Below are 25,824 nucleotides of genomic sequence, written 5' to 3' on the forward strand. Positions count from 1 at the left end.
AGGCTCACGGCATCTCGGGTGGGGTGGGTGCGGCCGGGGGCCGGTGAGGGCTCACGGCGTGCCGGACTGCGCGGGCTTGCCCGGCGTCTCGGGCGTGTCCGGCCGGGGCGTGAGCAGGACGCCGTTGATGAGGACGTGGAAGCCCCAGTTCAGACGGGCCTCGCCCGGACCGGAGAGCAGGTCCGTGCCCAGCGCGGCGATGTGCGGGTGCCGCTCGGGGGAGGCACCGCGCACCGCCGCGGCGAGCGCCGCCCACTCGCCCTCGGTGTCGGCCGGGTCCTTCTCCCCCGCGGCGTGCTCCGCAGCGGTGGCGGTGGCGAACTGGAGCAGCAGGTCGATCGCCCATGCCGCCCGCTCACCGGGGACACCGCCCTCGTCGAGCAGGGACAGCAGCGCCTCGGCCAGGTCCAGGTAGTGCTCCCCGGACGGGCGGGCCACCAGTGCCGAGCGGGCGAGGCCCGGGTGCTCGAACAGGACGGCCGTGTACGAGGTGAGGACCTTCACGAGCCGGTCGCGCCAGTCGCCGTCCGCACGGGCCGGGCCCAGGTCGACGCCGCCGAGCAGGTCGTCGAGCACCGCCGCGTGCAGCTCGGCGGTGTTGCGCACATAGACGTAGAGCGAGGCCGGTCCGGTGTCGAGTTCCTGCGCCAGGCGGCGCATGGTGACGCGCGGCAGGCCTTCGGCGCGCATCAGCGCGACGGCGGTCCTGATGATGCCGTCCCTGGTCAGGGCCGGCTTCGCCGGGCGTTCACGGCGGCTGGGGCGGGGGGCGGGTTGTCCTGTCACTCCTCCACGGTAACGAACATGTTCGTTGCGAACAAGTACGTTGCGAACATGTTCGCCGGATTGCGCGGGCGGCCGAGTGAGTACCCGTACTCATGCCACCCTCCCCGGCCCTCCATCACCATGGGGGCCATCTGGACGAAGGAGCCCGATCACCATGGGGCCACCTGGACGAAGGAGCCCGCCCATGCCCGGATCAGCCCTCGCCCCGCGCCGCCCGCGCCCGGCCTCCCCGGAGTCCGCCGCGCACCGGACGCTCCCGGCCGTGCTCCTCGCGGTGGTGATCACCGGCATGGCGGTCTCCGCATGGCATGCGCACGATGGGACGACCTGGCTGCTGGAGACGGTGTGGGTGCTCGTCGGGCTGCCAGCGGTAGTGCTCAGCCGACGGCGTTTCCCGCTGACGAGCCTGCTGTACTGCCTCCTCGCGGCGCACGCGCTGGTGCTCGCGGTGGGCGGCCACTACACCTACGCGCAGGTGCCGCTCGGCGACTGGGTGCGCGACACGTTCGCGCTCGACCGCAATCCGTACGACCGGTTCGGACACCTCATGCAGGGCTTCGTGCCGGCGGTCCTGGTGCGGGAACTGCTCAGCCGGACGTCACCGCTGCGCGGCAGCAGGTGGCTGGCGCCGCTCACCGTGTGCGCGTGCCTCGCCTTCAGTGCCCTCTTCGAGATGTTCGAGTGGGCGGCCGCCGTGATCGGCGGCCGCGGCGCGGACGCCTTCCTGGCGACCCAGGGCGATGTGTGGGACACCCAGTGGGACATGTTCTGCGCCCTGATCGGCGCGACCGTCTCGGTCCTGGTGCTGAGCCGCGTGCACGACCGGCAACTCGGCGCGCTTCCGGCGGCTCGGGGCGCCGGAGACTGACCCGCTCCGGCGGCACCGGGCTACCGGGCCTGTCCGTCCCGGCGGTACGGCCACCGGCCACCCGAGGTCGCTGTGCCCCGCGGGCGCTGTGCCCTCCGGGGCTCCGTACCCCGGGGCTCGGACCAGCGAGAACTCACCCGTCCCGGCAGCACCAGCCCGCACCAGCCCGTGTGCCCGGCGGTACGGGCCGCCAAGAGGCTGACCGGTCCCGGCGGCGCCGCCCTCCGGGGGCCGGCATGCCCTGGCGGCACGGACCACCAAGAACGGGTGCGTTCCGCCGCCGGGTCCCGCGTGCCGCTACCAGCGGCTCTCCACCTGCTCCTTGATCCGTCGCTCGTACAGCTCGTCGATGGCGTCCAGCGTCGTGCGCGACAGCTCGGGAAGTTTCGCGGCTGCCGCGTTGGCGCGGGCCTGTTCGGGTGAGCGGGCGCCCGGGATCACCGTGGTGACGCCGGGCTGCCCGACGATCCACCGCAGCGCCAGCTGGGCCGGCGTGTACCCCTCGGGGGCGAGGGCGGAGAACTCGGCCGCCGCCTCCACGCCCGTCACGAAGTCGACCCCGGAGAAGGTCTCGCCCTGGTCGAAGGCCTCGCCGTGGCGGTTGTACGTACGGTGGTCGTCGGCGGCGAAGACGGTGTCCTTGGTGTACTTGCCGGAAAGCAGCCCGGAGGCCAGCGGAACCCGCGCGATGATGCCGACGCCCGCCTCCCGGGCCGCGGGCAGGACCTGCCGCAGGGGCTTCATGCGGAAGGGGTTGAGGATGATCTGGACGCTCGCCACGTTCGGGCGGGCGATGGCGGTCAGTGCCTCGTCGCACGTCTCGACGCTCACGCCGTACGCCGCGATCCGCTCCTCCTCGACCAGGGTGTCGAGGGCGTCGAACACCGCGTCGCTGGAGTACACGGGGGTCGGCGGGCAGTGCAACTGCACCAGGTCGAGGCGGTCGACGCCGAGGTTGCGGCGGGAACGGTCGTTCCAGGCACGGAAGTTGTCGAGGACGTAGTTCTCCGGGATCTGGTCGACACGGCGGCCCATCTTGGTGGCGACCATGACGTGCAGGTCCGGTCGTCCGCTCAGGAAGGTCGCGATGGCCTCCTCGCTCCGCCCGTCGCCGTACACATCGGCGGTGTCGAAGAAGGTCACCCCCGACTCCGCCGCCGTCTCCAGCACGGCCAGGGCGTCCTTCTCACTCACGTCGCCCCAGTCGGCCCCCAGTTGCCAGGTGCCGAGACCGATCACCGAAGCATGCTGACCCGACCTGTCGAATACGCGCTCGTCCATGGCGTCAGTCTGACACTTCCCGCCTGCCGGACAGGACGCCCCCGCCCCGCGCGTCCTCGCGCGATACGCGTGCCGGAGCACCCTTAACCGCAGTCAGCACGCAGCAGTTGCCGACCCCGGCCACCCGGCGTTCGGCAATCCAGCCGCGTCCCGCGAGCCATCGCGCGCGTGATCAGCCCCTCTCCAGGGACGAACAAGCACATACATCCGTAATGTCGGATAGTGAAGATGCCTGGATCCTCGAGATTGGATCGCCATGGACCGCTATCCGCCCATCGCCGACCATGGCCTGGTGGGCGATCTCCAGTCCTCCGCTCTGGTCTCCGCCAAGGGCGTCGTGGACTGGTTCGCCGCCCCGCGCTTCGACTCCCCCAGCATCTTCGCCGCGCTGCTCGACCACGACGGCGGAGGCTATTTCCGGCTGGCGCCCTCCCACCTCGAAGGCGCCTGGAAACAGCTCTACTACCCGGACACGGCGGTGCTGGTGACCCGGTTCATGTCACCGGACGGGGTGGGCGAGGTCCTCGACTGGATGCCCCCGGACCGCACCGGGACCGCCTCCGCCCGGCACCGGCTCGTCCGCGCCGTGCGGGCGGTGCGGGGAACGATGCGGTTCGTCCTGGAGTGCCGCCCGCGCTTCGACTACGGGCGGGCCGGTCACGACCTCGCCCTCGGTCCCGAAGGCGCCGTCTTCCGGAGCCCGGGAATCACCGCGTTCCTGCAGAGCACCTTCCCTCTGGAGCGGGACGGACAGGACGTCCGCAGCTCCGTCACCCTGAACGCCGGCGAGACGGCGACGGCCGTGTTCACCGTGGACGGGCCGGACGCCACGGCACCGCCGCCGCCCACCGTGCCGGGGACCGAACAGGACCTGGCGGAGACCATCGAGTTCTGGCAGCGCTGGGTGCGGACCTCCAGGTACCGGGGCCGCTGGCCCGACATGGTGCACCGCTCCGCGATAACCCTCAAGCTCCTGACCTACGCGCCCACCGGCGCCCCGGTCGCGGCGGCCACCATGGGCCTGCCGGAACAGGTCGGCGGCGAACGCAACTGGGACTACCGCTACACCTGGGTACGGGACGGTTCCCTGTCGCTGCGCGCCCTGCTCGACCTCGGGTTCGTCGAGGAGGCGACGGCGTTCACCCACTGGCTGCGCGAACGGCTGATGGAACGCCTGGACCAGGAGGGCGAAGCCCTCCAGATCATGTACCGGGTGGACGGGACCCCCCTGCTCGGCGAGGAGATCCTGGACCACTTCGAGGGCTACCGCGGCTCCTCCCCCGTACGGGTCGGCAACGCGGCCGCGGACCAGCTCCAGCTCGACATCTACGGCGAGGCCCTCTACGGCCTGTCGGAGGGCCGGGAGATCGGCATCCAGGCCGACTACGCGGGCTGGAAGGCCGTCACCCGCAGCCTGGACTGGCTCGCCGACAACTGGGACCGCCCCGACGAGGGCATCTGGGAGACCCGCGGCGGGCGCAAGGACTTCACGTACAGCAGGGTGATGTGCTGGGCCGCGTTCAACCGCGGTCTGCGCCTGGCCCACGAATGGAGCCGGCCGGCGAACACCGCGCTCTGGACCCGGGCGCGCGACGCCGTCCTGGAGCAGGTGATGGAGCGCGGCTGGAACGACAAGGAGCGGGCGTACGTCCAGTACTACGACGGCGGCGTACTGGACGCCTCGCTCCTGCTCATCCCCCGGGTCGGCTTCCTGGGCGCGAAGGACCCGACCTGGCTGTCGACACTCGACGCGATGAGCCGGACGCTGGTCTCCGACAGCCTCGTCTACCGCTACGACCCCGCCGCCTCCCCGGACGGACTGCGCGGCTCGGAGGGCACCTTCAGTCTGTGCACCTTCCTCTACGTCGACGCGCTGGCCCGCTCCGGCAGGCTGGCCGAGGCGCGCTACACGTTCGAGAAGATGCATACGTACGCCAACCACGTCGGCCTCTTCGCCGAGGAGGTGGGCCCGACCGGCGAACAACTGGGCAACTTCCCCCAGGCGTTCACCCATCTGTCGCTGATCATGGCGGCCACGACGCTCGACGAGGCACTCGACCGGCTGCGCGGCTGAGACCGCCCGGCCGCTCCCGGCCAGGGCCGCCGGGGAACACACTCACACCCGGGCCCCGTGCACATGCTTCGGCTCGACCAGCAGGCCGTAGATGACCAGCAGGGACACGAGCATCGTGAACACCGACCAGAACGGGTAGACCGGAAGGAAGATCATCTGCGCGACCAGAGAGAACGCGGCCAGGCCGATACCCGTCAGCCGGGCCCCCCTGGAGCCCACGAACACACCGAGACCCGCCAGCGCCATCACGATGCCGATGACGACGAAGATCCAGCCCCAGGCCGTGTAGTTGAGGATGAGCAGCCGGTTGCCCTGGGAGTACACGGTCGAGTAGTAGCCGTGGTTGAAGATCGCCACGAAGCCGTTGAGAAGGTTGAACAGAGCGCTGACCATCAGCAGGATCCCGGCGAAGGCCACCCAGTGCGAACGCTCCATCGGCGGCACGAGGTCGTCTGGCTCAGAGGCTTGTTGCTGCATGAGATCCATGAGATCCAGCCGGGGGGGCAGACCGCAATCCGTACTGGCCCGTTGGTGTCCGGACGCGACCGGCGGGTGGCCCGCACGGGCCGTCGTCGGTCCCGGTCATCGGTCCCGGTCGTGAGTCCTCGTCGCCAGTCCCGTCGTCAGTCCGCCCGCACCGCGCCGGGTACCCGGGCCGGACCGAGCAGGATCGCGGTGTCATGGGCCTCCGGCCGCGGGGTGCGGGTCTCGGTGACCGGGTCCAGCCGCCCGTCCGGCCGTACGAGGAACAGCAGCGCGTGTCCGGCCGGGAGGCCCTGTTCGACACGGCGGAGGGTGATCCGGGCGCCGTCCTCGTAGCGGCGGGCCAGTTCCGGCCTGTTCAGCTCGGCCCCGAACAGGGTGTCGCCGGTCGCGTAGGGGGCGACGACGCCGTGACTCAGACCGGGCGGCCCCAGCCGGTGGACGAACCCGTCGACCGTGCCGCGCAGGGTCTCCGACGCCAGCGCGTTGAAGTCGTCCTCCTCGGTGAGCAGCAGAACGCCGGTGATCCCTTCGAGTTCCGCTCCCTCGCCGGTGGCCGCGGCGAGCAGCTCACCCGGCGCCAGGCTCAGTCCGGCGGCCCGGATCTGGTCACGTTGCTCGTCTCGTCCGGCCCACATCAGCACGTCGAGGCCCGCGGAGCGAAGGGCGCGTCCCAGGTCGATCGCCCAAGGGTCGCCGCCCACCAGCAGCGGGCGGGCCCTCGCGGGGCGCAGCGCGCCCAGCCTCCGGGCGACGGGGTGTGCGCTCAGGCCGTACAGCGTCACCGTGGTGACGATCACCAGGAAGGTGGCGGGCAGGATCTTCTGGGCGCCGCCGACGTGATCGGAGACCAGCGCGGCGGAGAAGGTCGAGGCGGTGGACGCGGCGACGATGCCGCGGGGTGCCATCCATCCGATGAACGCTCGCTCGCCGCGGAGCAGGTCCGTTCCGGCGGTGGACAGGAACGCGACCAGCGGCCTGACCACCAGGACCAGGGCGGCGACGAGACCGAGCGTGGGCAGGATGATGTGCCGCAGGGACGCCGGGGTGACCGTGGCCGAGATGGAGATGAACAGCAGCCCGATGATCAGCGACACCAGGGTCTCGAGGAAGGGGCGGCGCGCCGGGAGGGACACGCCCGGCAGATTGGCGAGGGCCATCCCCATGACGACCGCGGCGATGAGCCCGGTGTCGTCCCGGATGGCGTCGCACAGGGCCGCCACCCCCACCGCGGCGGCGAGCTGTGCCGTCGTGCCCAGCACCTCGCCCAGGTGCAGGCGGCTGAGAAGGAGCCACAGGGCGGCGGCCCCCACCGCGCCGCCGATCAGTCCGACGGCCGAACTCGCCGCGAACTGACCGAGCTTGCCGCCCGGCCCGTTGCTGTTGCTCGTGAGGACGGCGTGGAAGACGAGCGCCCCGAGAATGCCTCCGACCGGGTCGATCAGCGACCCCTCCCAGATCAGGATGTGCTGCAGCCGCTCGGTCGGACGCACGAAGTGGAGGAGCGGGCCGACGACCGTGGGCCCCGAGACGACAAGGATCGCGCCGAGCATGACCGCCGAACGCTTCGACATGCCCAGCAGGGGTACGGCGAGAACGGCGGTGGCCGCCCAGGTGATCAGGACACCGATCCAGATGAGCCGCGCCACGACACGCCGCATGTGTCCGTGCAGCCTGCTCACGTTCAGGCCGAGCCCGGCCTCGTAGAGGATCACCGCCACGGCGAGCGACACCATCGGGGAGAAGGCGTCCCCGAGCAGTTTGTCGGGGTTGACGATGTCGGTCAGGGCGCCCGCGGTGAAACCGACCGGCAGCAGGACGAGCAGGGCGGGGATCCGCAGCCGGCTCGCCAGCAGCTGGGAGCCGACGGCCAGGACGACGATCAGTCCGAGGCCTTCGAGGATCTGATTGTCCGTCACGGCTGTCTCCCTGCCGGTGGCTTGGCCGACGGTTGGTTCGTCGCGGTCCGTCGTACCGGGGCGGGCCGGACGGTCGGCTCGCGACGGGCGGCCCGTACCGCGCTCGACGTCCGCGCCGGTCCGGGCTGCCGGCGGACCTTGCGTGTCGAGGCGGTGGAGCGCCACCGGCGCGGGCCCCACGAGCACGAGCACGATTGCGATCACCGGGACGACCAGCGGCCGGTGCGACGAACCTGCCGCTCCGGCCGCCTCCTGGATCGTGCCGAACTCAGGCACGGGGTACGGCCGCTGGGAGGCGCCCCGCGCGGCGATCACCAGCGCCACCGCGCCCACCGAGGTGAACCGGGCCCAGCCGGCGGCCGGTCCGGCGACAGCCACGCGATGGCCGCCACCACCGCCGAGAGGATCACCGGCGGCAGCCCCGGACCGTGGGTGAGGCCTTGGCAGACGTACGCGGTGTGATCGCGTGTCTCGGCGAGGCCGATCAGGGCGAGGACGCACCACGCGCGCCGCCGGAAATGCTCTCAGCCGCCGGTGGCGAAGCCGGGGAAGAGGGTCATCCCGCCGTCGACGAACAGGGTCGTGCCGACGACGTAGTCCATGAGGTCGGAGGCCAGGACCGTCACCGCGGCGGCGATGTCCTCGGGGTCGCCGACCCTGCGGTAGGGGATCAGTTTGAGCAGCTCCGCCTCGGCCTCGGGGGTCTCCCAGGCGCTGCGGTTGATCGGGGTCTTGATGGCGCCCGGCGCGACCGCGTTGACCCGGACTCCGTGCGGGCCCAGTTCCTGTGCCAGGGTCTGCATGAGCATCAGGACGCCGCCCTTGGAGGCGGCGTAGTTCAGGTGACCTGACCACGGGATGATCTGGTGCACGGAACTCATGCAGACGATCTTCCCGGCCGAGCGGGAGACCTCGGGCACGACACCACGCCGCAGGAACTCCTTGGTCGCCTCCCTGGCGCACAGGAACTGGCCGGTGAGGTTCACGTCGATGACCTTGTGCCACTGCGCGAGGGTCATCTCCGTCACCGCCGCGTCCCGTTGCAGGCCCGCGTTGGCCACCAGGATGTCGATCGTGCCGAACTCCTCCAGCATGCGCGCGAACATCCCGACGACCTGGCCCTCGTCGGACACGTCCGCCTCGTGGGCGAAGGCCCGTACGCCGAAGCCCTGGATCTGCCGGACCACGTCCTCGGCGGCCTCCTGTCCGGCGACGTAGTTGACGACCACGTCGGCGCCCGCCCTGCCCAGCGCGATCGCCGTCGCCAGTCCGATGCCCGAGTTCGCCCCGGTCACCAGAGCCTTCTGGCCCCGCAGCAGCGGCAGCCCCGCAAGCTGCCCACCGGTGTCCACACCTGAGGTCACTGCCGTCTCCCATTCGTCGGTGCGCCGTGTACGGGGTCCGGACCTGCCGCCGGTCCGCCGACCCACCCGGCGGGGCCCGCTCGGCACGACGCCGGTGTCCTTGGGCCGCGGGGAACTCCTGTCCGCCGCGACCACGTCGACTTCGAGTCCGCAGACCCCGCACCGAGGCAATCACTCCCACCAGGAGTCGGCGAGGGCGGACCCGCCCCGCTCGGCCGTTGGAAGTAGCCGGGTCCCTCCGGCGGAGCAACCGCCCGGCTCCGGTGCCCCGCGGCGCGAAAGCACCGCACGACAGGGCCGGCCCGGCACGAGTCCACCGCGCGGAACAGCACAGGCCTCCGTCCGCGGCGCACCCATCCGGGTGCATTCCGCCGGACCACGTCGCCACGGGGGCCCGCCGTCCCGGCCCTCCCCCCAGGATTCCGGCGAGGGCACCCACGTCCTGCCGGACCGATCCAGGAGGAGCCGCATGCCATCACCCGGGGCCGCACCGACGATCGTGGTCGTGATGGGCGTCTCGGCGTCCGGCAAGAGCACATTCGGGAAGAGGCTCGCCCAGCGTCTCAACGTGCCCTTCGTGGAGGGCGACGACTTCCACCCACCGCGGAACATCGCCAGGATGAGCGCGGGCCGGCCGCTGGACGACGCCGACCGCGAACCGTGGCTGCACACGCTCGCGAACTGGATCCGCGACGCGACCCGGTCCCGGCGGAGCGCGGTCGTCTCCTGCTCGGCCCTCAAACTCACCTACCGGGAGCTGCTCCGCGCGGCCGGGCCCGGCGTGTGGTTCGTGCACCTGGACCTGGAGCGGGAGGTCGCCCATCGGCGCATCACGCACCGCACCGGCCACTTCATGTCCGAGGAACTGCTCGCATCCCAGTACGACGCCCTCCAGCCACTGCTCGACGACGAACCGGGGCTGACCGTCGACGCCACGGGCGACACCGAGACGACCTTGGACCGGATCCAGACCGCCCTTGCCGCGTTCGAGTCCGAACGCCGGGGCACGACCACCGACTAGCGGCGCAGAAACAGAGGACCGAGGGGCCAAAGGCCGAAGGGCCGATGCTACGGGCTACGGGCTACGGGCTACGGGCTACGGGCTACGGGCTACGGGCTACGGGCTACGGGCTACGGGCACAGAACACGCACGGCGCCCCGGAAGTACTCCGGGGCGCTGTTCCGCGGCAGCCGCTTCCCTTGCCGCAGGACACGAACCGGCGGTGCCGGTCGGCGCGGTGGCCGGTGGATTCCCGTGTCTCTCCAGGACAGGAGTCACCGACCCGGAACCAGAGTGCCCTGAGATGCGGGTGAGGAGGGTGTGGTTCGCTGCCCTGTCACCACCTTGTAAGAAACCCCACACCGGGGACGCCGTTCCGGAACGCGAAGGTGACGCGGATTCAAGAAGTGAACCGCGATCCGCCGTGACGAGGTGCGCAGGTCGTCGCGATCCCTTCGCGGTCGCGCGGACCGTCGGCGGCACCGTAGGCCGACGCCGGGTCCCAACCGCGCCGCACCGACGAACACCCTTGCCATGGGGCCGAGTTCAGGGCCAGCCGGCCGTCGAGACGTTCAACTCCTTGCACTGACAGCCGATTTCAAAGGGTTCTTTGTTTCACATCTTGACGTCTTTGGTGCAGACCTTTAGGTTCACCGATCACCACGACTCCATGAATGCATTCGCTGTTCACGGACATGAACCCCCCACCAGTTCAGGAGTGTCCCCCATGTCCAGATTTCCCCTGCCCGGATCCGGAAGAGAGCCCGGGCGCCATCGAACGGCCAGGCTGCTGACGGTGACCGCGCTCGTGGCGACAACGGTATCGGGCCTGACCGTCGGCTCGCAGAACGCAGCCGCCCAGAACGACGCGGTCGCGCAGGCCGCCGCGGTACCGACCGGCTGGGCCACCGTCGTCAACGCGGGCAGCGGCAAGTGCGTCGACGCCCGCGCCGCCGCAACGGCGAACGGCACTGCGGTCCAGCAGTACGCCTGCAACAGCAGCCAGGCCCAGCAGTGGCAGTTCGCCGCCACGTCGAGCGGGTACTCCCAGGTCGACAACCGGGCCGACGCCACCAAGGCCTGGGACATCACCGACGTCTCGGCCGCCGACAACGCGCTGGTGCAGCTGTGGGCGTACGGCGGTGGCACCAACCAGCAGTGGCAGGCCGTGGCGGAGGCCGGCGGCGCCTACCACTTCGTGAACCGCAACAGCGGCAAGTGCCTCGACGTGCCGAGTGCCTCCACCGCCGACAGCGTGCAGCTCCAGCAGTACACCTGCAACGGCACGGCGGCCCAGTCCTTCTATGTCAACGCGGTGGACACACAACAGCCGCCGGGGACACCGGACCTGGGCCCGAACGTCACCGTCTTCGACCCGTCGACACCGGCCGCGACCATCCAGAGCAGCCTCGACTCGGCCTTCTCCCAGCAGGAGACCAACCAGTTCGGCACCGCCCGCAAGGCCTTCCTGTTCAAGCCGGGCACCTACAGCGCCAACGCGAACGTCGGCTTCTACACCCAGGTCGCGGGTCTCGGCCTGTCCCCCGACGACGTCAACATCCAGGGCGCGGTGCACGCCGAGGCGGACTGGTTCCAGGGCAACGCGACCCAGAACTTCTGGCGTTCGGCGGAGAACCTGTCGGTGACCCCCACGTCCGGCTCCGACCGGTGGGCGGTGTCGCAGGCGGCCCCCTACCGGCGGATGCACCTGCGCGGCAACCTGGCGCTGGACGACGGCGGCTGGTCAAGCGGCGGCTACATGGCCGACACGAAGATCGACGGTCAGGTCAACTCCGGTTCGCAGCAGCAGTGGCTGTCGCGGAACACCGAGTGGTCGAACTGGACCGGCTCCAACTGGAACATGGTGTTCGTCGGCGCGAAGAACGCCCCCGCGAACAGTTTCCCGAGCCCGCCGTACACGACGGTGGACCAGGCGCCCGTCTCGCGTGAGAAGCCCTTCCTGTACGTCGACTCGGCGGGCGCCTGGAAGGTGTTCGTACCGTCCGTGCGCACCAACTCCAGCGGCACGAGCTGGAGTTCGGGAGCTCCTGCGGGCACATCCCTGCCGCTCTCCGACTTCTTCATCGTGAAGCCGGGCGCGACGGCGGCGCAGCTGAACGACGCGCTGGCTCAAGGAAAGAACCTGCTGGTGACGCCGGGTGTCTACCACCTGGACCAGACGCTCAAGGTCACCCGGCCCGACACCGTGGTGCTGGGTCTCGGTCTCGCCACGCTCGTCCCCGACAACGGAATCACCGCGATGACGGTCGCCGATGTGAACGGCGTCCAGCTCGCCGGGCTGCTGATCGACGCGGGCACCACCAACTCCGCGCAGCTGCTGGAGATGGGACCGAGCGGCTCCTCGGCCGACCACGGCGCCGACCCGAGCTCCCTGCACGACGTGTTCTTCCGCATCGGCGGCGCGGGCGTCGGCAAGGCCACCACCAGCCTGACCATCAACAGCGACGACGTCATCGGCGACCACCTGTGGCTGTGGCGCGCGGACCACGGCAGCGGGGTCGGCTGGACCAGCAACACGGCCGACACCGGGCTCGTCGTGAACGGCGACGACGTGACCATGTACGGGCTGTTCGTCGAGCATTACCAGAAGTACCAGACCGTCTGGAACGGCAACGGCGGCCGCACGTACTTCTACCAGAACGAGATGCCGTACGACCCGCCCAACCAGGCGGCGTGGATGAACGGTTCGACCCAGGGCTACGCCGCCTACAAGGTCGCCGCCTCCGTGACGAGCCATCAGGTGTACGGCTTCGGCAGCTACTGCTACTTCAACGTCAACTCCGCTGTCGCCGCCGAGCACGCCATCGAGGCGCCCAGCAACGCGAACGTGCGCTTCAAGGACATGGTGACGGTCTCCCTGGGCGGTACGGGCACCATCCGGCACGTCGTCAACGACCGGGGCGGCCCGTCCAACTCCTCGACCAATGTCGCCAATCTCGTCAGCTACCCCTGAGACGTACGGGAAGGAGAGTCGGATGCGCATCAGCGAATCCGGTCCGGCGCGCGGTGTCCTGCGGGTCCTCGTCCTGCTGGCGACCCTGCTCGGACTCGCGGCACCACCCGCCGCGCACGCCACCGCCACAGCGGCCCCGTTCAAGGTGCTCGCCCTCTACAACGGCACCTGGGACGCCGCCCACATCAGCTTCGTCCACGAGGCGAACGACTGGTTCCCGAAGCAGGCCGCGGCGAACGGCTTCACCTACACGGCAAGCAACAACTGGGACCTGCTCAGCAACGGAGGCGTGAACGCGTACCAGGTCGTCCTGTTTCTCGACGACCTGCCGCAGACCGCGGCCCAACGCTCCGGTTTCGAGCAGTACATGCGCGGGGGCGGCGGCTGGCTGGGCTTCCACGTCTCAGCCTTCACCACCGACGCGCAGAGCTGGTCCTGGTATCACAACCAGTTCCTCGGCAGCGGTGACTTCAAGTCCAACACCTGGGGGCCGACCACGGCCGTCCTGAAGGTCGAGGACCGGACGCATCCCTCCACCGCCAACCTGCCCGCGACCTTCACCTCGTCGGTCAGCGAGTGGTACAGCTGGTCCAACGACCTGCGGCAGAATCCGGACATCAGGATTCTCGCCTCGATCGACCCGAGCAGCTTCCCGCTCGGCACGGACCCCAACCAGACCTGGAACAGCGGCTACTACCCGATTCTGTGGACCAACTCGAAGTACCGGATGCTGTACGCGAACTTCGGCCACAACGCGATGGACTACGCGACGAACACCACGCTGTCGTCGACGTTCGCCAGCGCGACGCAGAACCGGTTCCTGCTGGACGGGCTCAAGTGGCTCGGCGGGGCGGACACACCGGTGCCACCGGCGGATCCGATCTCCGAGACCACCTGGTATTCACTGGCCAACTCCGGCAACGGCACCTGCGTGGACGCCCGTTCGGCCGGCACGGCGAACGGGACCGCGATCCAGCAGTACGCGTGCAACGGCACGCAGGCGCAGCAGTTCCAGTTCCGCTCGACGGACAGCGGCTACACGCGGATCACGCTCCGTCCGAATCCGCAGCAGGTCATCGACGTCACCGACCGCTCGACGGCCGACAACGCGGCGTTGCAGCTGTGGAGTTGGTCGGGCGGCCAGAACCAGCAGTGGCAGCCGGTGAAGGAGAGCACCGGGCGCTATCACTTCACTGCCCGGCACAGCGGCAAGTGTCTGAGCGCGGCGGCTTCCGCGACGAACAGCGTGCAGCTCACCCAGCGCACCTGTGACGGCTCGGCCGCACAGAGCTTCGCACTCACCGCGCAGCCCTGACCGATCAATGCACGAAAGGGTGCCCTCGTCGCGCGCGTGCGACGAGGGCACCCTTTCGTCGTAGGCCAGGTGCGGGGCAACCGGGCCGACCCGGTTCCGTCGGGCAGGAAGGCCCCGACGCCGATGTTCGCGGCGAGCGTCGAGGCTTCGCGCACACTTGACCGCGCGGGTCCGGTCGCGCGACGAGGCTCGCAAGAAGCCCCGCGAGAAGGGCCTACCAGGCGTCACACCCTCCGCCACCGCGCCATGGCGAAGGAGAACAGCCCGAACAGGACCAGCCCGGCGGCGACGCAGGCCAGCAGCCACGGACCCACCGGGGTTCCGGCGAAGGACCGCAGCGTTCCGTCCATCCCCTTGGCCTGGTCGGGTCGGTAGTCCACGGCGGCACGCACCGCGAAGGCCCCCGCGGCGGCGAACACCACACCCCGCGCGGCCCCGCCGCCCACGCCGGCCGTGTCGACCGCCCTGCGGACCCGTCGCGACATCTCACCGAGCTTCAGGTGCTTGTGGTACTTGCGCATGACGGCCCGTACGGCGATCCAGCCGCCCGCCACGACCAGTCCCACGCCGGCGATGCCGACGATCCACTGGCCACCGGGCATACCGAGCGCCTTGGCCGTGACGTCGCGGGACTGCCGGTCGCCCGAACCGCTGCCGCGCGAGCCGGCGGCGAAGGCCAGCACGGAGTAGGCGACGAACCCGTAGAACACGCACCGCGCGCCCGACATCAGGCGCTTGCCCGCCGCGCCGCCGCCCTGCCCGGCGGCGCCGAACAGCGCCTCGGACAGCCGCCACAACGCCATTCCGACGAGCCCGGCGCCGAGGGCCCACAGCAGGGCCGCCCCGAACGGCTTGGAGGCGATCTCCTCCAGGGCACCGCCCCGGTCCGCCTGCCGCCCGCCGCCCTCACCGAAGGCGATGCGCAGGGCCAGTACGCCGACCAGGGCGTAGATCACCCCTCGCGCGGCCAGTCCCGCGCGTGCCGCTCCCTCCCGTGCCGAGCCGGTCGCCGCGCGGCGGGCGCCGATCTCCGAGCCACGCGCCGCCGTCCCGGCGTTCACCCGGACCGCGTCTCGTGCGCCGTACTCGAATCCAGCCGCAGCTTCATCTGAACCTCCTGGTCACCGGCCTCCGTGCCCAGCTCGTGCACGGTGAAGGCGGCACCGAGTGCCTCCCGCAGACGCAGCGTCGCGAGGGGACCACCTTGTGCCTCCACCGTCGGCTGCCCCGAAAGTTCCACGACAGACACGGCACCGCCTCGGGGGTCACCGGCCGTGTCGAACAGCGCGGTCCAGACCGTCGGTCTGCCGCTCGCGGACTCGTGGGGCTCGTCCGCGCTCTCCCGGTCCGCGGTGAAGCGACCGGACAGGACGGCGAGCACGCTCTTGGCATCGGCCGCGGAACAGTCACCGAGCATCACGTGAACCGTTGACGCGGGCAGTTGTTGCACGCTCATGAAAACCCTCTCCCTCGCGTCGGCGAAACAGGCACGCGCGCCCGCGCACGAGCACGTCGTGATGCCCCTGCGGGTACCCCTCGATCCCGCGCGAAACAAGGAACGCACGCATTGCTTGCACCAATACCGGCCCAGGTCAGAAAGGTCCGTGAGCTATGTTGAGTTCTCGTGGGACATGAAGGAGGCGCACCGGTGCCATCGCCGCAGCAGGCACGCGCCCAGGCATCCGCGATCACCTCGGGAAAGACGGCTCCCGAGGCGGGCGCCGCGCCCACGTCCCAGCTCAGGGAACTGTTCGACGGCCCCCGGCTCTCCCCGGGCCAGCGGCGCATCGCCCAGTACCTGATCGAGCACATCACCGAGGCGGCGTTCCTGTCGATCACCGACCTCGCCGAGCGGGTCGGCGTGAGCCAGCCCTCCGTGACCCGCTTCGCGGCGGCGGTGGGGTTCAGCGGTTACCCCGCCCTGCGGGAGAGCCTCCAGGCCATCGCGCTGAGCACCCTCGGCAGCACACCGGGGACCCCGGCCGAGGTCACGAGCAACGAGCTCCAGGCCGCGGTGGACGCCGAGATCGAGAACCTGGAGAACCTGCGCCGGGACTTCGCCGATCCCGACCAGATCATCCGCGTCGGCCGGGCCCTGTCGAAGTCGGCGCCGCTGACGGTTCTCGGCCTGCGGATCTCCGTCTCGCTGGCCGAGTACTTCGCGTACGCCGCCCGCCGTATCCACCCGGACGTGCGTGTGGTGACGCGCGGCGGCTCGGTCGCCTACGACGCGCTGCTCCAGTCACGCGAGGCGGGTGGCACCTGGGTCCTGGCCTTCGGAATGCCCCGGCACGCCCAGGAGACGCTCACGGCCATGCGGGTCGCGCGCAGCGCCGGCCTCCAGGTGGCCCTGATCACCGACCTGGGGCTCGGCCCGCTGGCCGACGAGGCCGACGTCACCTTCGCCACCGGCACCGGCTCCCGCCTCGTCTTCGACTCCTACGCGGCACCCGTGGTGCTGTCCGCGGCGCTGCTCCAGGCCATGACCGACGCGGATCCGGAGCGCACGCAGGCGCGCCTGGAGGAGTACGAGCAGGTCGCCGAGCAGCACCAGTTCTTCCTGCGGGACTGAACCCCGCCACCACGGCGGGGACGGATCGCGCGGCGGCGCGACCGCCTCGCACGGGCCGACCTCCTCGCCGCGCGGGGCCGTGTCACGGCACGAGGCGCCTCGCGACCCCCGCCGAACCCCTTTCCCGTACCGGCTGTCACCGCGGCATCACGGGATCATTCACATCAAAGCGCGCATGAATGTTTTCATGTCCTTGCGCATCCGGCGGCATATATAAATACTTCTTTCGGATCGTGCCCCGGATGCTTCCAGGTCACGACCCATGACCACCCGGGGCCGTCCGCTCCTACCCGCACCGGGTCCCGGGTGTTCGAACGGGTCTCGCCCGCGAGACCCGTGGTGGCGGCCCCGGTCATCCCCTATGCCGGGGCCGCCCCAGAGTCCCCCGCCGACGTACCCCGGAAGCGATGAACATGGCCCTGACGTATTCACCGATCACCTCGGACTGGCCGTGCCAGGTCAAGACCCCCGGCAGTTTCGACTGGGAGCGATCGGCGGTGAAATGGCTGCGCGAGCTGGTGCCGAGCCGCTACGCGAGCTACCCCGTCCTGCACAAGCACCCCGTCCTGCTCGCCCGCCACGCGCACCTCCAGGTGCAGCAGGAGATAAGGGTCGCCCGCACGGCACTGCAGACCGCCCGCTCAGAGCTGCCCGGCCTCGGCCTGCAGGAGGGGGTCATCGAGCACACCATCAAGCTGTACGCCGCCGAGGTCATGCAGCTTCAGCACATCGCCCGGAGCATCCGTACGGTGTCCCAGGCGCTGGTGGACCACGCCCACCCGCGAAACTGAGGTCCCGGGCCCTGCCGTGGTCCGGCAGGACCGAGCCCGAGGAGACAGCGTGGACACTGCTGGGCAGCAGACCGACGGCGCCCGTGGGGGCGAAGATTCCGCACCTGCCGCACCTCTCGACGTGCGGTGGATCCACGGCTCGCCCTCGGCCAAGCACAACACGGATCCGGACATCCAGGTCCACGCCTACGACGAGCACACGGTGATCCTTCGCCAGAACATGGCGATCGACTACGAAGCGCCCTTCATGTTCCTGCTCTTCGGGACGGCGCGGGCCGTGCTGATCGACACGGGCGCCACGGCCTCGGCCGACCACTTCCCGCTGCGTCGCGTCGTCGACGAGGTGATGAAGTCCTGGCTGGCCGGGCATCCGCGGGACGACTACGGGCTGCTGGTGCTGCACACGCATCCGCACGGCGACCACATCGCGGGGGACGGTCAGTTCACCGGCCGCCCCGGCACCGAGGTCGTGGACGCGGCGCTCGACAGCGCCTGGGACTTCTTCGGGTTCCGGGACGATCCCGACGCCGTCGCCCGGGTCGATCTCGGCGGCCGGGTGCTGGAGTGTCTCGCCACGCCGGGGCACCACGAGGCCTCGGTGACATTCTTCGACCCCTGGACCGGGTTCCTGCTCACGGGCGACACGGTCTATCCGGGGCGCCTGTACGTCGAGGACTGGGCCGCCTTCACCCGCACCGTCGACCGTCTGATCGACTTCTGCGGGCGGCGCCCCGTCACCCACGTGCTCGGCTGCCACATCGAGATGACCCGGGAACCGGGGCGGGACTACCCCGTGCGCACCACCTATCAGCCCGACGAGCCCCCGCTGCAGATGACCACGGATCAGCTGCTGGACATCCGCAGGGCCGTCGAATCCGTCGGCCCGCGACCCGGCCGGCATGTCTTCGACGACTTCGTCATCTGCCGCCGCGACACACCCGGCGAAGGCTGACCCGTACGCACCCGCTGTCCCGGAACGCGGACACGGACGGCCCTACCCGGGGCGGTAGCCTGGGCGCGAGCGGGCACACGGAAGGGAAGCACACCCCGACGAGATCTCTGGACGGACGCATGGATTCGACCTCATGGACCCTGGTCCTCGTCATCGTCGCGGTCCTCGCGGCCGCCGCGCTCGCGGGGGCGCTGGTGCTCCTGCTCCGCCTCGTTCGCACCCGCCGTGACCTGCGGCGGGCCGGACTGCCGACCGGACCCCGCTGGGTGTTCTGGGGCGCCGTCGCCTATCTGGTGCTGCCGACCGACCTGCTGCCCGACCCGGTCTACCTGGACGACATCGGAGTCCTGCTGCTCGCCCTGCGCTCGCTGCGCGCCGCGGCACCCCCCTTGTCATCGCTCCGGCCGCCCGCCGCCCCCGGCGGCCTCGACGCCGTGCCCGGCCCGCGACCGGTCCCGCGCAGGTCCCGGGAACCCTAGGGCGCGGGTGGTCCGTTGAGCGGTCGACGGCCCGTGCTCCGCGCCCCGGAGCGCGGCAGGCACGGATCACCACATCGACGGGCGGCGGCATGAGCGAGCTGGTTCCCGGGGGCAACACGCCCCTGCCGGACGGGGTCCTGACCCTCAGGGTGCCGGGCCCCTTCGACGTGTCCGCGCTGATCACCGACGACAGTGGCAAGGTGCGCGGCGACGGCGACTTCGTGTTCTACAACCAGCCGGCCGCGCCCGGCGCCCGTCTCGACGGCGACCGTCTCACCGTCGATCCGGTGCGACTGAGGCCCGGAGCGGCCCGTGTCACCCTCGTCGTCAGCCCCGCCGACCCCGCGACTCCGCTGGGCCGGCTTCCCTCCCCCACCCTGCAGGTCACAGGATCGGACGGCCGCGCCCTGGCCCGGTTCACCCCGCCCCGGCCGCAGCGCGAGACGGTGCTGCTCCTCGCCGAGCTGTACCGACGCGGCACGGCCTGGAAACTCCGTGCCCTCGGGCAGGGGTACGCGGACGGACTGGCGGGCGTCGCGCGGGATTTCGGGGTCGAGGTCACCGAGGACACCACGCCGTCGGGGGCGACGGCGAGCGCGGCACCGGGTGGCGGGCCCCTGACGGGACGGGGCACGGGGCCGGGAGCCGGACGGGGCGCCGCACCCGGGACCGGGCAGAGCTCCGCGCCGGGAGCCGGGACAGGCGCCGGGCCAGGCGCCCCCGGGGCCGGGCAGACCTCCGCAACCCGAGCCGGGCGGGTCACCGCACCCCGGACCGGGGGCACCTCCGCGTCGGCTGCCGGACGCCTCGTGCCCGCGAGGGGCGGACAGGTGAGAGGCGAACAGGTGTGGGGCGGACCCGTGGGGACGCCGGACGGCGGCCCCGACACGGACGGATTCCTGGGACCGGTGAACTCCGCACGCGCCGCCGCCGGTTCACCGCCCGTCCGCCTCGACGCCCGGCTGACGGCAGCGGCACGGGACCACGCCGGTGCCATGGCGGCCCGCGGCCTGCTCAGTTCGGAGAGCCCGCAGGGCACCTCCGTCTACCAACGCGTCATCGCGGCCGGTTACCCGTACCTGACCATCGGCGAGCACCTGGTCTCCGGTCCGCGCACCCCGCACGAGTTCGTCGAGTACTGCCTCTCCTCCGAGCAGTCCCGGCGCACCCTGTGCGACCCCGCGTTCGACCAGACAGGACTGGCGTGCGTCCCCGACGCCCGCTCGGGCGACCTGTACTGGACAGCCCTGTGGGCGCGGCCGTTCAGCCCCGCGGGCCTGGAGCGGACGGCGCGCGAGGTCATCGCGCTCACCAACACCGAGCGGGCCTCGGCCGGCCTGCCGCCCCTGTCCGCCGACGCGACGCTCACCACCGCGGCTCAGGCCCACAGCGCCGACATGGTGGCCCGCGACTTCTACGCGCACGAATCCCCCGACGGCAGCCGGCCCTGGGACCGGGCCGCCGCAGCGGGCTGCACCCGCCGCTCCATCGGCGAGAACATCGCCTGCGGGCAGCGCTCCCCCGCCGAGGTGGTCCGCGGCTGGATGGACAGTCCCGGCCATCGCGCCAACATCCTCAAGCGCGACTTCACCCACATAGGCATCGGCCTCGCCGGCGGCAGCCGGGCGGGCACGTACTGGACCCAGCTCTTCGGCGGCTGACCCCTCGTCAGCCCCTCGTCGGTCCCGCGGCCAGCGCCGGCCCCGCGACCATCGTCAGCCCTGACGGCGGTCAGCCCCTGACCGCCGTCAGCCCCTGTCGACCGTCCCCCACCGCTCGCGGTCACCCGCTCCCCACATCACCCACTGCCGGCGGTCACCCGCACCGCGTCGTCGCGCACCACCGGTCGGAGCACCCGGACCGTCGGAACGCCGTGCTCGGCGGCGCACGGACCCAAGTGCGGACAAGGCGCCGCCCGGCAGAGCGCCTTTCCGCCAATTCGCCGATTCCGCTTCACCGTTTGCGCTTCATCCCCGCGCAATGCAACCCGCGCGCGCCTTCAGCGCGTACAGATGGTGCCGACGCCCGCATCCGCGGCGCGGTCCGAGCCGGCACGTCGAACCGGCAGATGGCACTCGGGAGAAGAATCAGATGGTCTCAGCAACGGTGGGTACGGGCACGGCGCTCGGCGCGGTCGTGGTGTCCCTGCTGGCGGCCCCGGCGCAGGCGACCACGCCTGCGGGCACGCCCGGCGCGGGCACCGAACGGGTGGCGGTGGCCGCCACCGCGGCGCCCGACGACGCGGGCCTGCGCGCGATCCTGCGTACGGCGCGCAGCCAGGGAGCACCCGGCGCGATGGCGAGAATCGACGACAACGGCACGGTGCACCGGCTGGTCGAGGGGGTCGACGACCGGGCCACCGGACGGACCATCAGCACGAACGACCGGTTCCGCGTCGGCAGCGTCACCAAGACCTTCTCCGCCGTGGTGCTGCTCCAACTGGTCGACGAGGGAAAGCTGAAGCTCGACAAGTCGGTCAACAGCTATCTGCCGGGTCTGCTCCCCGACAACAGGATCACCGTGCGGCACGTACTGAGCCATCGCAGTGGTCTGTACGACTACACCAACGACATGTTCGCCCGGACGGTCTCCGGCTTCGAAGCCGTCCGCAACAAGGTGTTCAGCTACCGCGACCTGGTGAAACTGTCGCTGCAAAAGCCGCGCACCAACGCGCCGGGGGCCGCCTATTCGTACTCGAACACCAACTTCGTCGTCGCCGGCATGCTGATCGAGAAGCTGACCGGGCACAGCGTCGGCACCGAGTACCAGAAGCGCATCTTCACCCCGCTGAGCCTCACGAACACCTTCTACGTCCATCCCGGCACCCTGATCCCGGGCCGCCACGCCAACGGCTATCTCAGGCCCGACACGGCGGGAGCGGCCCTGGTGGACTCCACGAAGCAGACCGCCTCCTGGGCACAGAGCGCGGGCGCCATCATCTCCACCCCGCACGACCTGGACGCCTTCTTCTCCGCCCTGCTGCGCGGCAAGCTGATGTCCGCCGCCCAGCTCACCCAGATGACGAAGTGGACGCGGGTCAACAGCAACACGTCCTACGGCCTCGGCCTGCGCCGCCGCGATCTGTCGTGCGGGATCTCCGTGTACGGGCACACGGGCACCGTGCAGGGCTACTACACGTACGCCTTTACCACGAAGGACGGCAAACGCAGCCTGACCGCGCTGGCCAACACGTCCAACAACACCACCGTCCTCAACACCATGTACCGCACCCTGGAGTCCGCGTTCTGCGGCAAGCCCGCGACCATGTCCGCCGCACGGGCCGCCGATCCCGGCGCCGCACAAGGCTGGGCTCCCGGCTGGGCTCCCGGCTGGGCTCCCGAGGAGCGGCACGAGGACATCGCTCCCGCCATCACCCGCGACTGACGCACCGACAGCCTCCGCGCCGCGTCTCACCCCTGAGGATTCGGCCGCCGGTGCCGCGGCTGATCCGGGGCGGGGCGCAGCCTCGGCGCCGGTATGGGCAGGCTGTGGGGCTTGTCGGCGTCGACGGTGAAGGGTTCGCGGTAGTGGTGGATCTCCAGGGGGCCGCCGCCCGCGAGCGTGTACGTGGCGACGTCCTGCCCGATCTCCACGCGCAGCCGGCGGCCGAGCACCTCCAGGGAGAACGCGAGACGGCTGAACCGTTCGGGCAGCCGGGGCGCGAACTCCAGGGTGTCTCCGTGGTGGCGCAGCCCGCCGAAGCCCGCGACCAGGGCCGTCCAGGTCCCGGCGAGCGAGGCGATGTGCAGGCCGTCGCGGGTGTTGTGCTCCAGGTCCTCCAGATCCATCAGCGCGGCCTCGACCAAGTAGTCGTAGGCGAGGCCCGGATGACCGGTCTCGGCGGCGATGACGGCCTGGCAGCAGGCCGACAGGGAGGAGTCGCGGACGGTGAGGGGCTCGTAGTAGGCGAAGTTGCGGGCCTTGTGCTCCTCGTCGAAGAAGGGACTGCACTTGTACATGGCGAGCACGAGGTCGGCCTGCTTGACGACCTGCTTGCGGTAGATGTCGAAGTAGGGGAAGTGCAGCATCAGCGGGTACTGGTCGGGGCGGGTGGCGGCGAAGTCCCAGCGCTGGTAGCGGGTGAAGCCGGCGTTCTGCTCGTGGACGCCGAGTTCGTGGTTGTAGGGAATGTGCATGGCGTCGGCTGCGTCGCGCCAGGCCGCGCTCTCCTCCTCGTCGACGCCGAGTTCCGCGGCCCGCCGGGGGTGCCGCTCGACGGCGTCCGCGGCGGCCAGCAGGTTCGCGCGGGCCATCAGGTTGGTGTACGTGTTGTCGTCGGCGACGGCGCTGTACTCGTCGGGCCCCGTCACCCCGTCTATGTGGAACCTTCCCTGGTGGTCGTGGTGTCCCAGGGAGCGCCACAGCCGGGCCGTCTCGGTCAACAGCTCGACGCCGGTGTCGCGTTCGAAGCGCGTGTCGCCCGTGGCGGCGGTGTAGCGGATGACGGCGTCGGCGATGTCGGCGTTCACATGGAACGCGGCGGTGCCGGCCGGCCAGTACGCCGAGCCCTCCGAGCCCGCTATGGTCCGCCAGGGGAACGCGGCTCCGCCCAGGCCGAGTTGGGCGGCCCGCTCGCGTGCGGCCGGAAGGGTGTTCTGGCGCCAGCGCAGCGCCTCGGCGACGGCACCGGGCGAGGTGTAGGTGAGCAGCGGCAGGACGAAGGTCTCGGTGTCCCAGAAGGCGTGGCCGTCGTATCCGGAGCCGGTCAGACCCTTGGCGGGGATGGCACGTTGTTCGGCGCGGGCGCCTGCCTGGAGGACGTGGAAGAGGGCGAAGCGGACCGCCTGCTGGATCGCTTCGTCGCCGCCCACCTCGACGTCGGCGCGCGCCCAGAAGTCGTCGAGATAGGTGCGTTGTTCGTCGACGAGCTGCTGCCATCCGCTGTGCTGGGCGGCGGCGAGCGCAGCGTCGACCTGGTCGCGCAGAGCGGGCAGGGAACGGTTTCCCGACCAGCCGTAGGAGACGAGTTTCTCTAGGCGCAGTGCCTGGCCGGGCTCCAGCACGGAGGTCACGGTGAGGCGGGCGACGTCGTCGCTGCTCTCGCTGCTCATGGTGGTCCGGTCGGGTCCCTCGACCGCGTGGTCGGCGGCCGCGGCGACCCGCAGGGCGCTGTTCCGCGTGCGGTGCACGAGCCGCAGCCGGCGCCCTGCCGCGAAGTGCTCCTCCGCCTCCAGCGGCGCGTCCAGGGCGATCGCCGCCCGCGGGTCTCCGTCCCGGCCGGGCAGTTGCTCGTTGGCGACCAGCTCCGACTGGACGACGACCCGGATACGGCTGTCGACGGGCTCCACCTCGTAGGAGACGGCCGCGATCGCCCGTTGGGTGAAGGAGACGAGCCGGGTGGAGCGCACCCGGACCGTGGAGCCGGCCGGTGAGGTCCACTCGCAGGTGCGGGTGAGCAGCCCGGTGCGCAGGTCGAGGACGCGCTCGTGGGAACGCAGTCGTCCGTAGCGCAGGTCGAAGGGTTCGTCGTCCACGAGCAGCCGGACGATCTTGCCGTTGGTGACGTTGATGACCGTCTGCCCGGACTCCGGATAGCCGTAGCCCGCCTCCGCGTAGGGCAGTGGATGCGTTTCGTGGACGCCGCCCAGGTAGGAGCCGGGGAGGCCGTGGGGTTCGCCCTCGTCGAGGTTGCCGCGCCAGCCCACATGGCCGTTGGCGAGGGCGAACACGGACTCGCTCTGCGGCAGCAGCCCGAGGTGCAGCTCGCTCTCCCGCAGGGCCCAGGGCTCGACTCCGTACGACGCATGGGTGATCACGCGGTCTCCCCCAGTTCGGCCAGATCGCGTACGACGATGTCGGCGCCGTGGGCACGCAGGGCGGCGCCCTGGCCGACACGGTCCACGCCGACGACGTACCCGAAGTGGCCCGAGCGGCCCGCGTCCATGCCGGCGAGTGCGTCCTCGAAGACGGCCGCCTCCGACGGCTCGACCCCGAGGTCCTTCGCCGCGGCCAGGAAGGTGTCCGGGCGCGGCTTGCCCGGCAGCCGCCGTTCGCCGGCGACGACACCGTCGATGCGTACGTCGAAGAGGGACTCCGCCCCCACCGAGCGCAGGACGTCCTGGCAGTTGGCGCTGGAGGAGACGACCGCGGTCCGCAGGCCGTGCGCCCGGACGGCCTCGATGTAGCGCAGGGTGCCGTCGTAGGCCTCGACTCCGTCCGTGCGGATCATGTCGAGGAGCAGCTCGTTCTTGCGGTTGCCCAGGCCGTGGACGGTCGCGCGGTCCGGTGGGTCGTCAGGTGTTCCCTCGGGGAGTTCGATGCCGCGCGAGGCGAGGAAGGATCGGACGCCGTCGGCGCGTGGCAGCCCGTCGACGTACGCGGCGTAGTCGTCGGCGTCGTCGAAGGAACGGAATCCGTCGCCGTCGCGTCCGCGCAGGAAGTCGTCGAACGTCCGCTTCCAGGCGGCCGCGTGCACCACGGCGGTCTTGGTGATGACCCCGTCGAGGTCGAAGAGGCAGGCCAGGATCTGTTTCGGCAGGCCGAGCTCAGTCATACGAGCAGTCTTCCCCCGGGAACCCCCTCCAGCGGGTGGCGCGCGCCACATCGCCGGAGCCGTTTCAGTCGTGCGGGAAGGAGTGGTGCTCGTGGGCGACCGCCCAGCGCCCCTGCTCCTTGCGCAGTCCGAGGGTGAGTCTGAGGCGCAGTCCGGGCTTCTCGGCGAACTCCTCCGCGGTGCCGCAGCGCAGCAGGGCATGGGCGTACGCCACGTCGTCTCCCGCGACGACGTCGAGGGAGACGATCTCGAACGACGCTCCCTGCGCCTGCCAGGTGAAGAACGGCGGCCAGGTCGCCCGGTAGGCGTCGATGCCGCGGACACCGTCGTAGGGCGGCGGCACGTCGTACATGACGATGTCGCCCGTACGGTCCGCCAGTACGCCGTCGAGGTCTCCCTCGTGCACGGCGGCGGCCCAGCGTTCGATCAGGGTGCGGATCTGTACCTCGTCCTGGTTCATGGACCATCCATGC

21 protein-coding genes are annotated in these 25,824 nt (G+C 71.0%); 11 read left to right on the forward strand and 10 right to left on the reverse strand.

Annotated features, from left to right (window positions below):
- Positions 1–51: 51 nt before the first annotated feature.
- Positions 52–786, reverse strand: a complete 735-nt coding sequence (locus N4G66_RS24290) for a TetR/AcrR family transcriptional regulator (protein WP_261706295.1) — start codon at positions 784–786, stop codon at positions 52–54.
- Positions 787–1,075: 289 nt separating this feature from the next.
- Here N4G66_RS24290 and N4G66_RS24295 point away from each other — a divergent pair, with 289 nt between their 5' ends.
- Complete coding sequence (locus tag N4G66_RS24295; protein ID WP_391858875.1) at positions 1,076–1,654, forward strand: DUF2238 domain-containing protein; 579 nt, start codon at positions 1,076–1,078, stop codon at positions 1,652–1,654.
- A 297-nt stretch (positions 1,655–1,951) separates the two neighbouring features.
- On the opposite strand, the gene N4G66_RS24300 is transcribed toward N4G66_RS24295, so the two are convergent.
- Positions 1,952–2,935 carry an aldo/keto reductase gene (locus N4G66_RS24300; protein ID WP_261706297.1) on the reverse strand — a complete coding sequence of 328 codons (984 nt, stop codon included), beginning with the start codon at positions 2,933–2,935 and terminating at the stop codon, positions 1,952–1,954.
- A 250-nt stretch (positions 2,936–3,185) separates the two neighbouring features.
- Between N4G66_RS24300 and N4G66_RS24305 the strand changes: the two genes are divergently transcribed.
- Positions 3,186–5,009, forward strand: a complete 1,824-nt coding sequence (locus tag N4G66_RS24305) for a glycoside hydrolase family 15 protein (RefSeq protein WP_261706353.1) — start codon at positions 3,186–3,188, stop codon at positions 5,007–5,009.
- A 42-nt stretch (positions 5,010–5,051) separates the two neighbouring features.
- On the opposite strand, the gene N4G66_RS24310 is transcribed toward N4G66_RS24305, so the two are convergent.
- The 3 genes from N4G66_RS24310 to N4G66_RS24320 form a co-directional block, all read right to left on the reverse strand.
- Entirely contained in the window at positions 5,052–5,486 is a 435-nt protein-coding gene (locus tag N4G66_RS24310; protein WP_261706298.1) for a DUF7144 family membrane protein, read from the reverse strand.
- Between the two features lie 146 nt (positions 5,487–5,632).
- Positions 5,633–7,411, reverse strand: a complete 1,779-nt coding sequence (locus N4G66_RS24315) for a cation:proton antiporter (RefSeq protein ID WP_261706354.1) — start codon at positions 7,409–7,411, stop codon at positions 5,633–5,635.
- A gap of 524 nt (positions 7,412–7,935) precedes the next feature.
- Complete coding sequence (locus N4G66_RS24320) at positions 7,936–8,730, reverse strand: SDR family oxidoreductase (RefSeq protein WP_261706355.1); 795 nt, start codon at positions 8,728–8,730, stop codon at positions 7,936–7,938.
- 514 nt (positions 8,731–9,244) lie between these two features.
- On the opposite strand from N4G66_RS24320, the gene N4G66_RS24325 reads away from it, so the two are divergent.
- From N4G66_RS24325 to N4G66_RS24335, 3 genes are all read left to right on the forward strand, one after another.
- Complete coding sequence (locus N4G66_RS24325; protein ID WP_261706299.1) at positions 9,245–9,796, forward strand: gluconokinase; 552 nt, start codon at positions 9,245–9,247, stop codon at positions 9,794–9,796.
- A 706-nt stretch (positions 9,797–10,502) separates the two neighbouring features.
- Positions 10,503–12,749: an RICIN domain-containing protein gene (locus N4G66_RS24330; protein WP_261706300.1), complete on the forward strand. Its 2,247-nt coding sequence runs from the start codon at positions 10,503–10,505 to the stop codon at positions 12,747–12,749.
- Between the two features lie 22 nt (positions 12,750–12,771).
- Positions 12,772–14,064: a ThuA domain-containing protein gene (locus N4G66_RS24335; protein WP_261706301.1), complete on the forward strand. Its 1,293-nt coding sequence runs from the start codon at positions 12,772–12,774 to the stop codon at positions 14,062–14,064.
- A gap of 224 nt (positions 14,065–14,288) precedes the next feature.
- Here N4G66_RS24335 and N4G66_RS24340 read toward each other — a convergent pair whose 3' ends face one another.
- Both N4G66_RS24340 and N4G66_RS24345 read right to left on the reverse strand, forming a co-directional pair.
- Positions 14,289–15,125 carry a DUF1206 domain-containing protein gene (locus N4G66_RS24340; RefSeq protein ID WP_391858871.1) on the reverse strand — a complete coding sequence of 279 codons (837 nt, stop codon included), beginning with the start codon at positions 15,123–15,125 and terminating at the stop codon, positions 14,289–14,291.
- Positions 15,122–15,520 carry a hypothetical protein gene (locus N4G66_RS24345; protein ID WP_261706302.1) on the reverse strand — a complete coding sequence of 133 codons (399 nt, stop codon included), beginning with the start codon at positions 15,518–15,520 and terminating at the stop codon, positions 15,122–15,124. The genes N4G66_RS24340 and N4G66_RS24345 overlap by 4 nt, the downstream gene beginning before the upstream one ends.
- 192 nt (positions 15,521–15,712) lie before the next feature.
- On the opposite strand from N4G66_RS24345, the gene N4G66_RS24350 reads away from it, so the two are divergent.
- The 6 genes from N4G66_RS24350 to N4G66_RS24375 all read left to right on the forward strand — a co-directional run bounded on the left by N4G66_RS24350 (position 15,713) and on the right by N4G66_RS24375 (position 22,242).
- On the forward strand, positions 15,713–16,636 hold the full coding sequence (locus tag N4G66_RS24350; RefSeq protein ID WP_261706303.1) for a MurR/RpiR family transcriptional regulator: 924 nt from the start codon (positions 15,713–15,715) through the stop codon (positions 16,634–16,636).
- Between the two features lie 407 nt (positions 16,637–17,043).
- On the forward strand, positions 17,044–17,427 hold the full coding sequence (locus N4G66_RS24355) for a hypothetical protein (RefSeq protein WP_261706304.1): 384 nt from the start codon (positions 17,044–17,046) through the stop codon (positions 17,425–17,427).
- A gap of 49 nt (positions 17,428–17,476) precedes the next feature.
- A complete protein-coding gene (locus N4G66_RS24360; RefSeq protein ID WP_261706305.1) occupies positions 17,477–18,379 on the forward strand; it encodes an MBL fold metallo-hydrolase in 903 nt (300 codons plus the stop codon).
- A gap of 119 nt (positions 18,380–18,498) precedes the next feature.
- Positions 18,499–18,858 (forward strand): DUF1232 domain-containing protein, encoded by a 360-nt coding sequence (locus tag N4G66_RS24365; RefSeq protein WP_261706306.1) that lies wholly within the window; start codon positions 18,499–18,501, stop codon positions 18,856–18,858.
- Between the two features lie 89 nt (positions 18,859–18,947).
- Positions 18,948–20,519: a CAP domain-containing protein gene (locus N4G66_RS24370; protein WP_261706307.1), complete on the forward strand. Its 1,572-nt coding sequence runs from the start codon at positions 18,948–18,950 to the stop codon at positions 20,517–20,519.
- A gap of 430 nt (positions 20,520–20,949) precedes the next feature.
- Positions 20,950–22,242: a serine hydrolase domain-containing protein gene (locus tag N4G66_RS24375; protein WP_261706308.1), complete on the forward strand. Its 1,293-nt coding sequence runs from the start codon at positions 20,950–20,952 to the stop codon at positions 22,240–22,242.
- A 26-nt stretch (positions 22,243–22,268) separates the two neighbouring features.
- Here N4G66_RS24375 and N4G66_RS24380 read toward each other — a convergent pair whose 3' ends face one another.
- The 3 genes from N4G66_RS24380 to N4G66_RS24390 form a co-directional block, all read right to left on the reverse strand.
- Positions 22,269–24,614 carry a glycoside hydrolase family 65 protein gene (locus N4G66_RS24380; protein ID WP_261706309.1) on the reverse strand — a complete coding sequence of 782 codons (2,346 nt, stop codon included), beginning with the start codon at positions 24,612–24,614 and terminating at the stop codon, positions 22,269–22,271.
- The gene (locus N4G66_RS24385; RefSeq protein WP_261706310.1) at positions 24,611–25,351 is read right to left on the reverse strand and encodes an HAD family hydrolase; all 741 of its coding nucleotides are present in this window, start codon (positions 25,349–25,351) and stop codon (positions 24,611–24,613) included. The genes N4G66_RS24380 and N4G66_RS24385 overlap by 4 nt, the downstream gene beginning before the upstream one ends.
- A 64-nt stretch (positions 25,352–25,415) precedes the next feature.
- Positions 25,416–25,811, reverse strand: coding sequence for a YybH family protein (locus N4G66_RS24390; protein ID WP_261706311.1), 396 nt, complete (start codon positions 25,809–25,811; stop codon positions 25,416–25,418).
- Positions 25,812–25,824: the final 13 nt, after the last annotated feature.

The sequence above is a fragment of the Streptomyces rhizosphaerihabitans genome, from assembly GCF_025399795.1.
GTDB classification, from domain to species: Bacteria; Actinomycetota; Actinomycetes; order Streptomycetales; family Streptomycetaceae; genus Streptomyces; species Streptomyces rhizosphaerihabitans.

Coding starts and splice junctions, on each gene's coding strand:
- N4G66_RS24325 (WP_261706299.1), top strand. CDS start 9,245: ATGCCATCACCCGGGGCCGCACCGACGATCGTGGTCGTGATGGGCGTC.
- N4G66_RS24335 (WP_261706301.1), top strand. CDS start 12,772: ATGCGCATCAGCGAATCCGGTCCGGCGCGCGGTGTCCTGCGGGTCCTC.
- N4G66_RS24330 (WP_261706300.1), top strand. CDS start 10,503: ATGTCCAGATTTCCCCTGCCCGGATCCGGAAGAGAGCCCGGGCGCCAT.
- N4G66_RS24310 (WP_261706298.1), bottom strand. CDS start 5,486: ATGCAGCAACAAGCCTCTGAGCCAGACGACCTCGTGCCGCCGATGGAG.
- N4G66_RS24300 (WP_261706297.1), bottom strand. CDS start 2,935: ATGGACGAGCGCGTATTCGACAGGTCGGGTCAGCATGCTTCGGTGATC.
- N4G66_RS24370 (WP_261706307.1), top strand. CDS start 18,948: ATGAGCGAGCTGGTTCCCGGGGGCAACACGCCCCTGCCGGACGGGGTC.
- N4G66_RS24375 (WP_261706308.1), top strand. CDS start 20,950: ATGGTCTCAGCAACGGTGGGTACGGGCACGGCGCTCGGCGCGGTCGTG.
- N4G66_RS24365 (WP_261706306.1), top strand. CDS start 18,499: ATGGATTCGACCTCATGGACCCTGGTCCTCGTCATCGTCGCGGTCCTC.
- N4G66_RS24295 (WP_391858875.1), top strand. CDS start 1,076: ATGGCGGTCTCCGCATGGCATGCGCACGATGGGACGACCTGGCTGCTG.
- N4G66_RS24355 (WP_261706304.1), top strand. CDS start 17,044: ATGAACATGGCCCTGACGTATTCACCGATCACCTCGGACTGGCCGTGC.
- N4G66_RS24390 (WP_261706311.1), bottom strand. CDS start 25,811: ATGAACCAGGACGAGGTACAGATCCGCACCCTGATCGAACGCTGGGCC.
- N4G66_RS24385 (WP_261706310.1), bottom strand. CDS start 25,351: ATGACTGAGCTCGGCCTGCCGAAACAGATCCTGGCCTGCCTCTTCGAC.
- N4G66_RS24345 (WP_261706302.1), bottom strand. CDS start 15,520: ATGAGCGTGCAACAACTGCCCGCGTCAACGGTTCACGTGATGCTCGGT.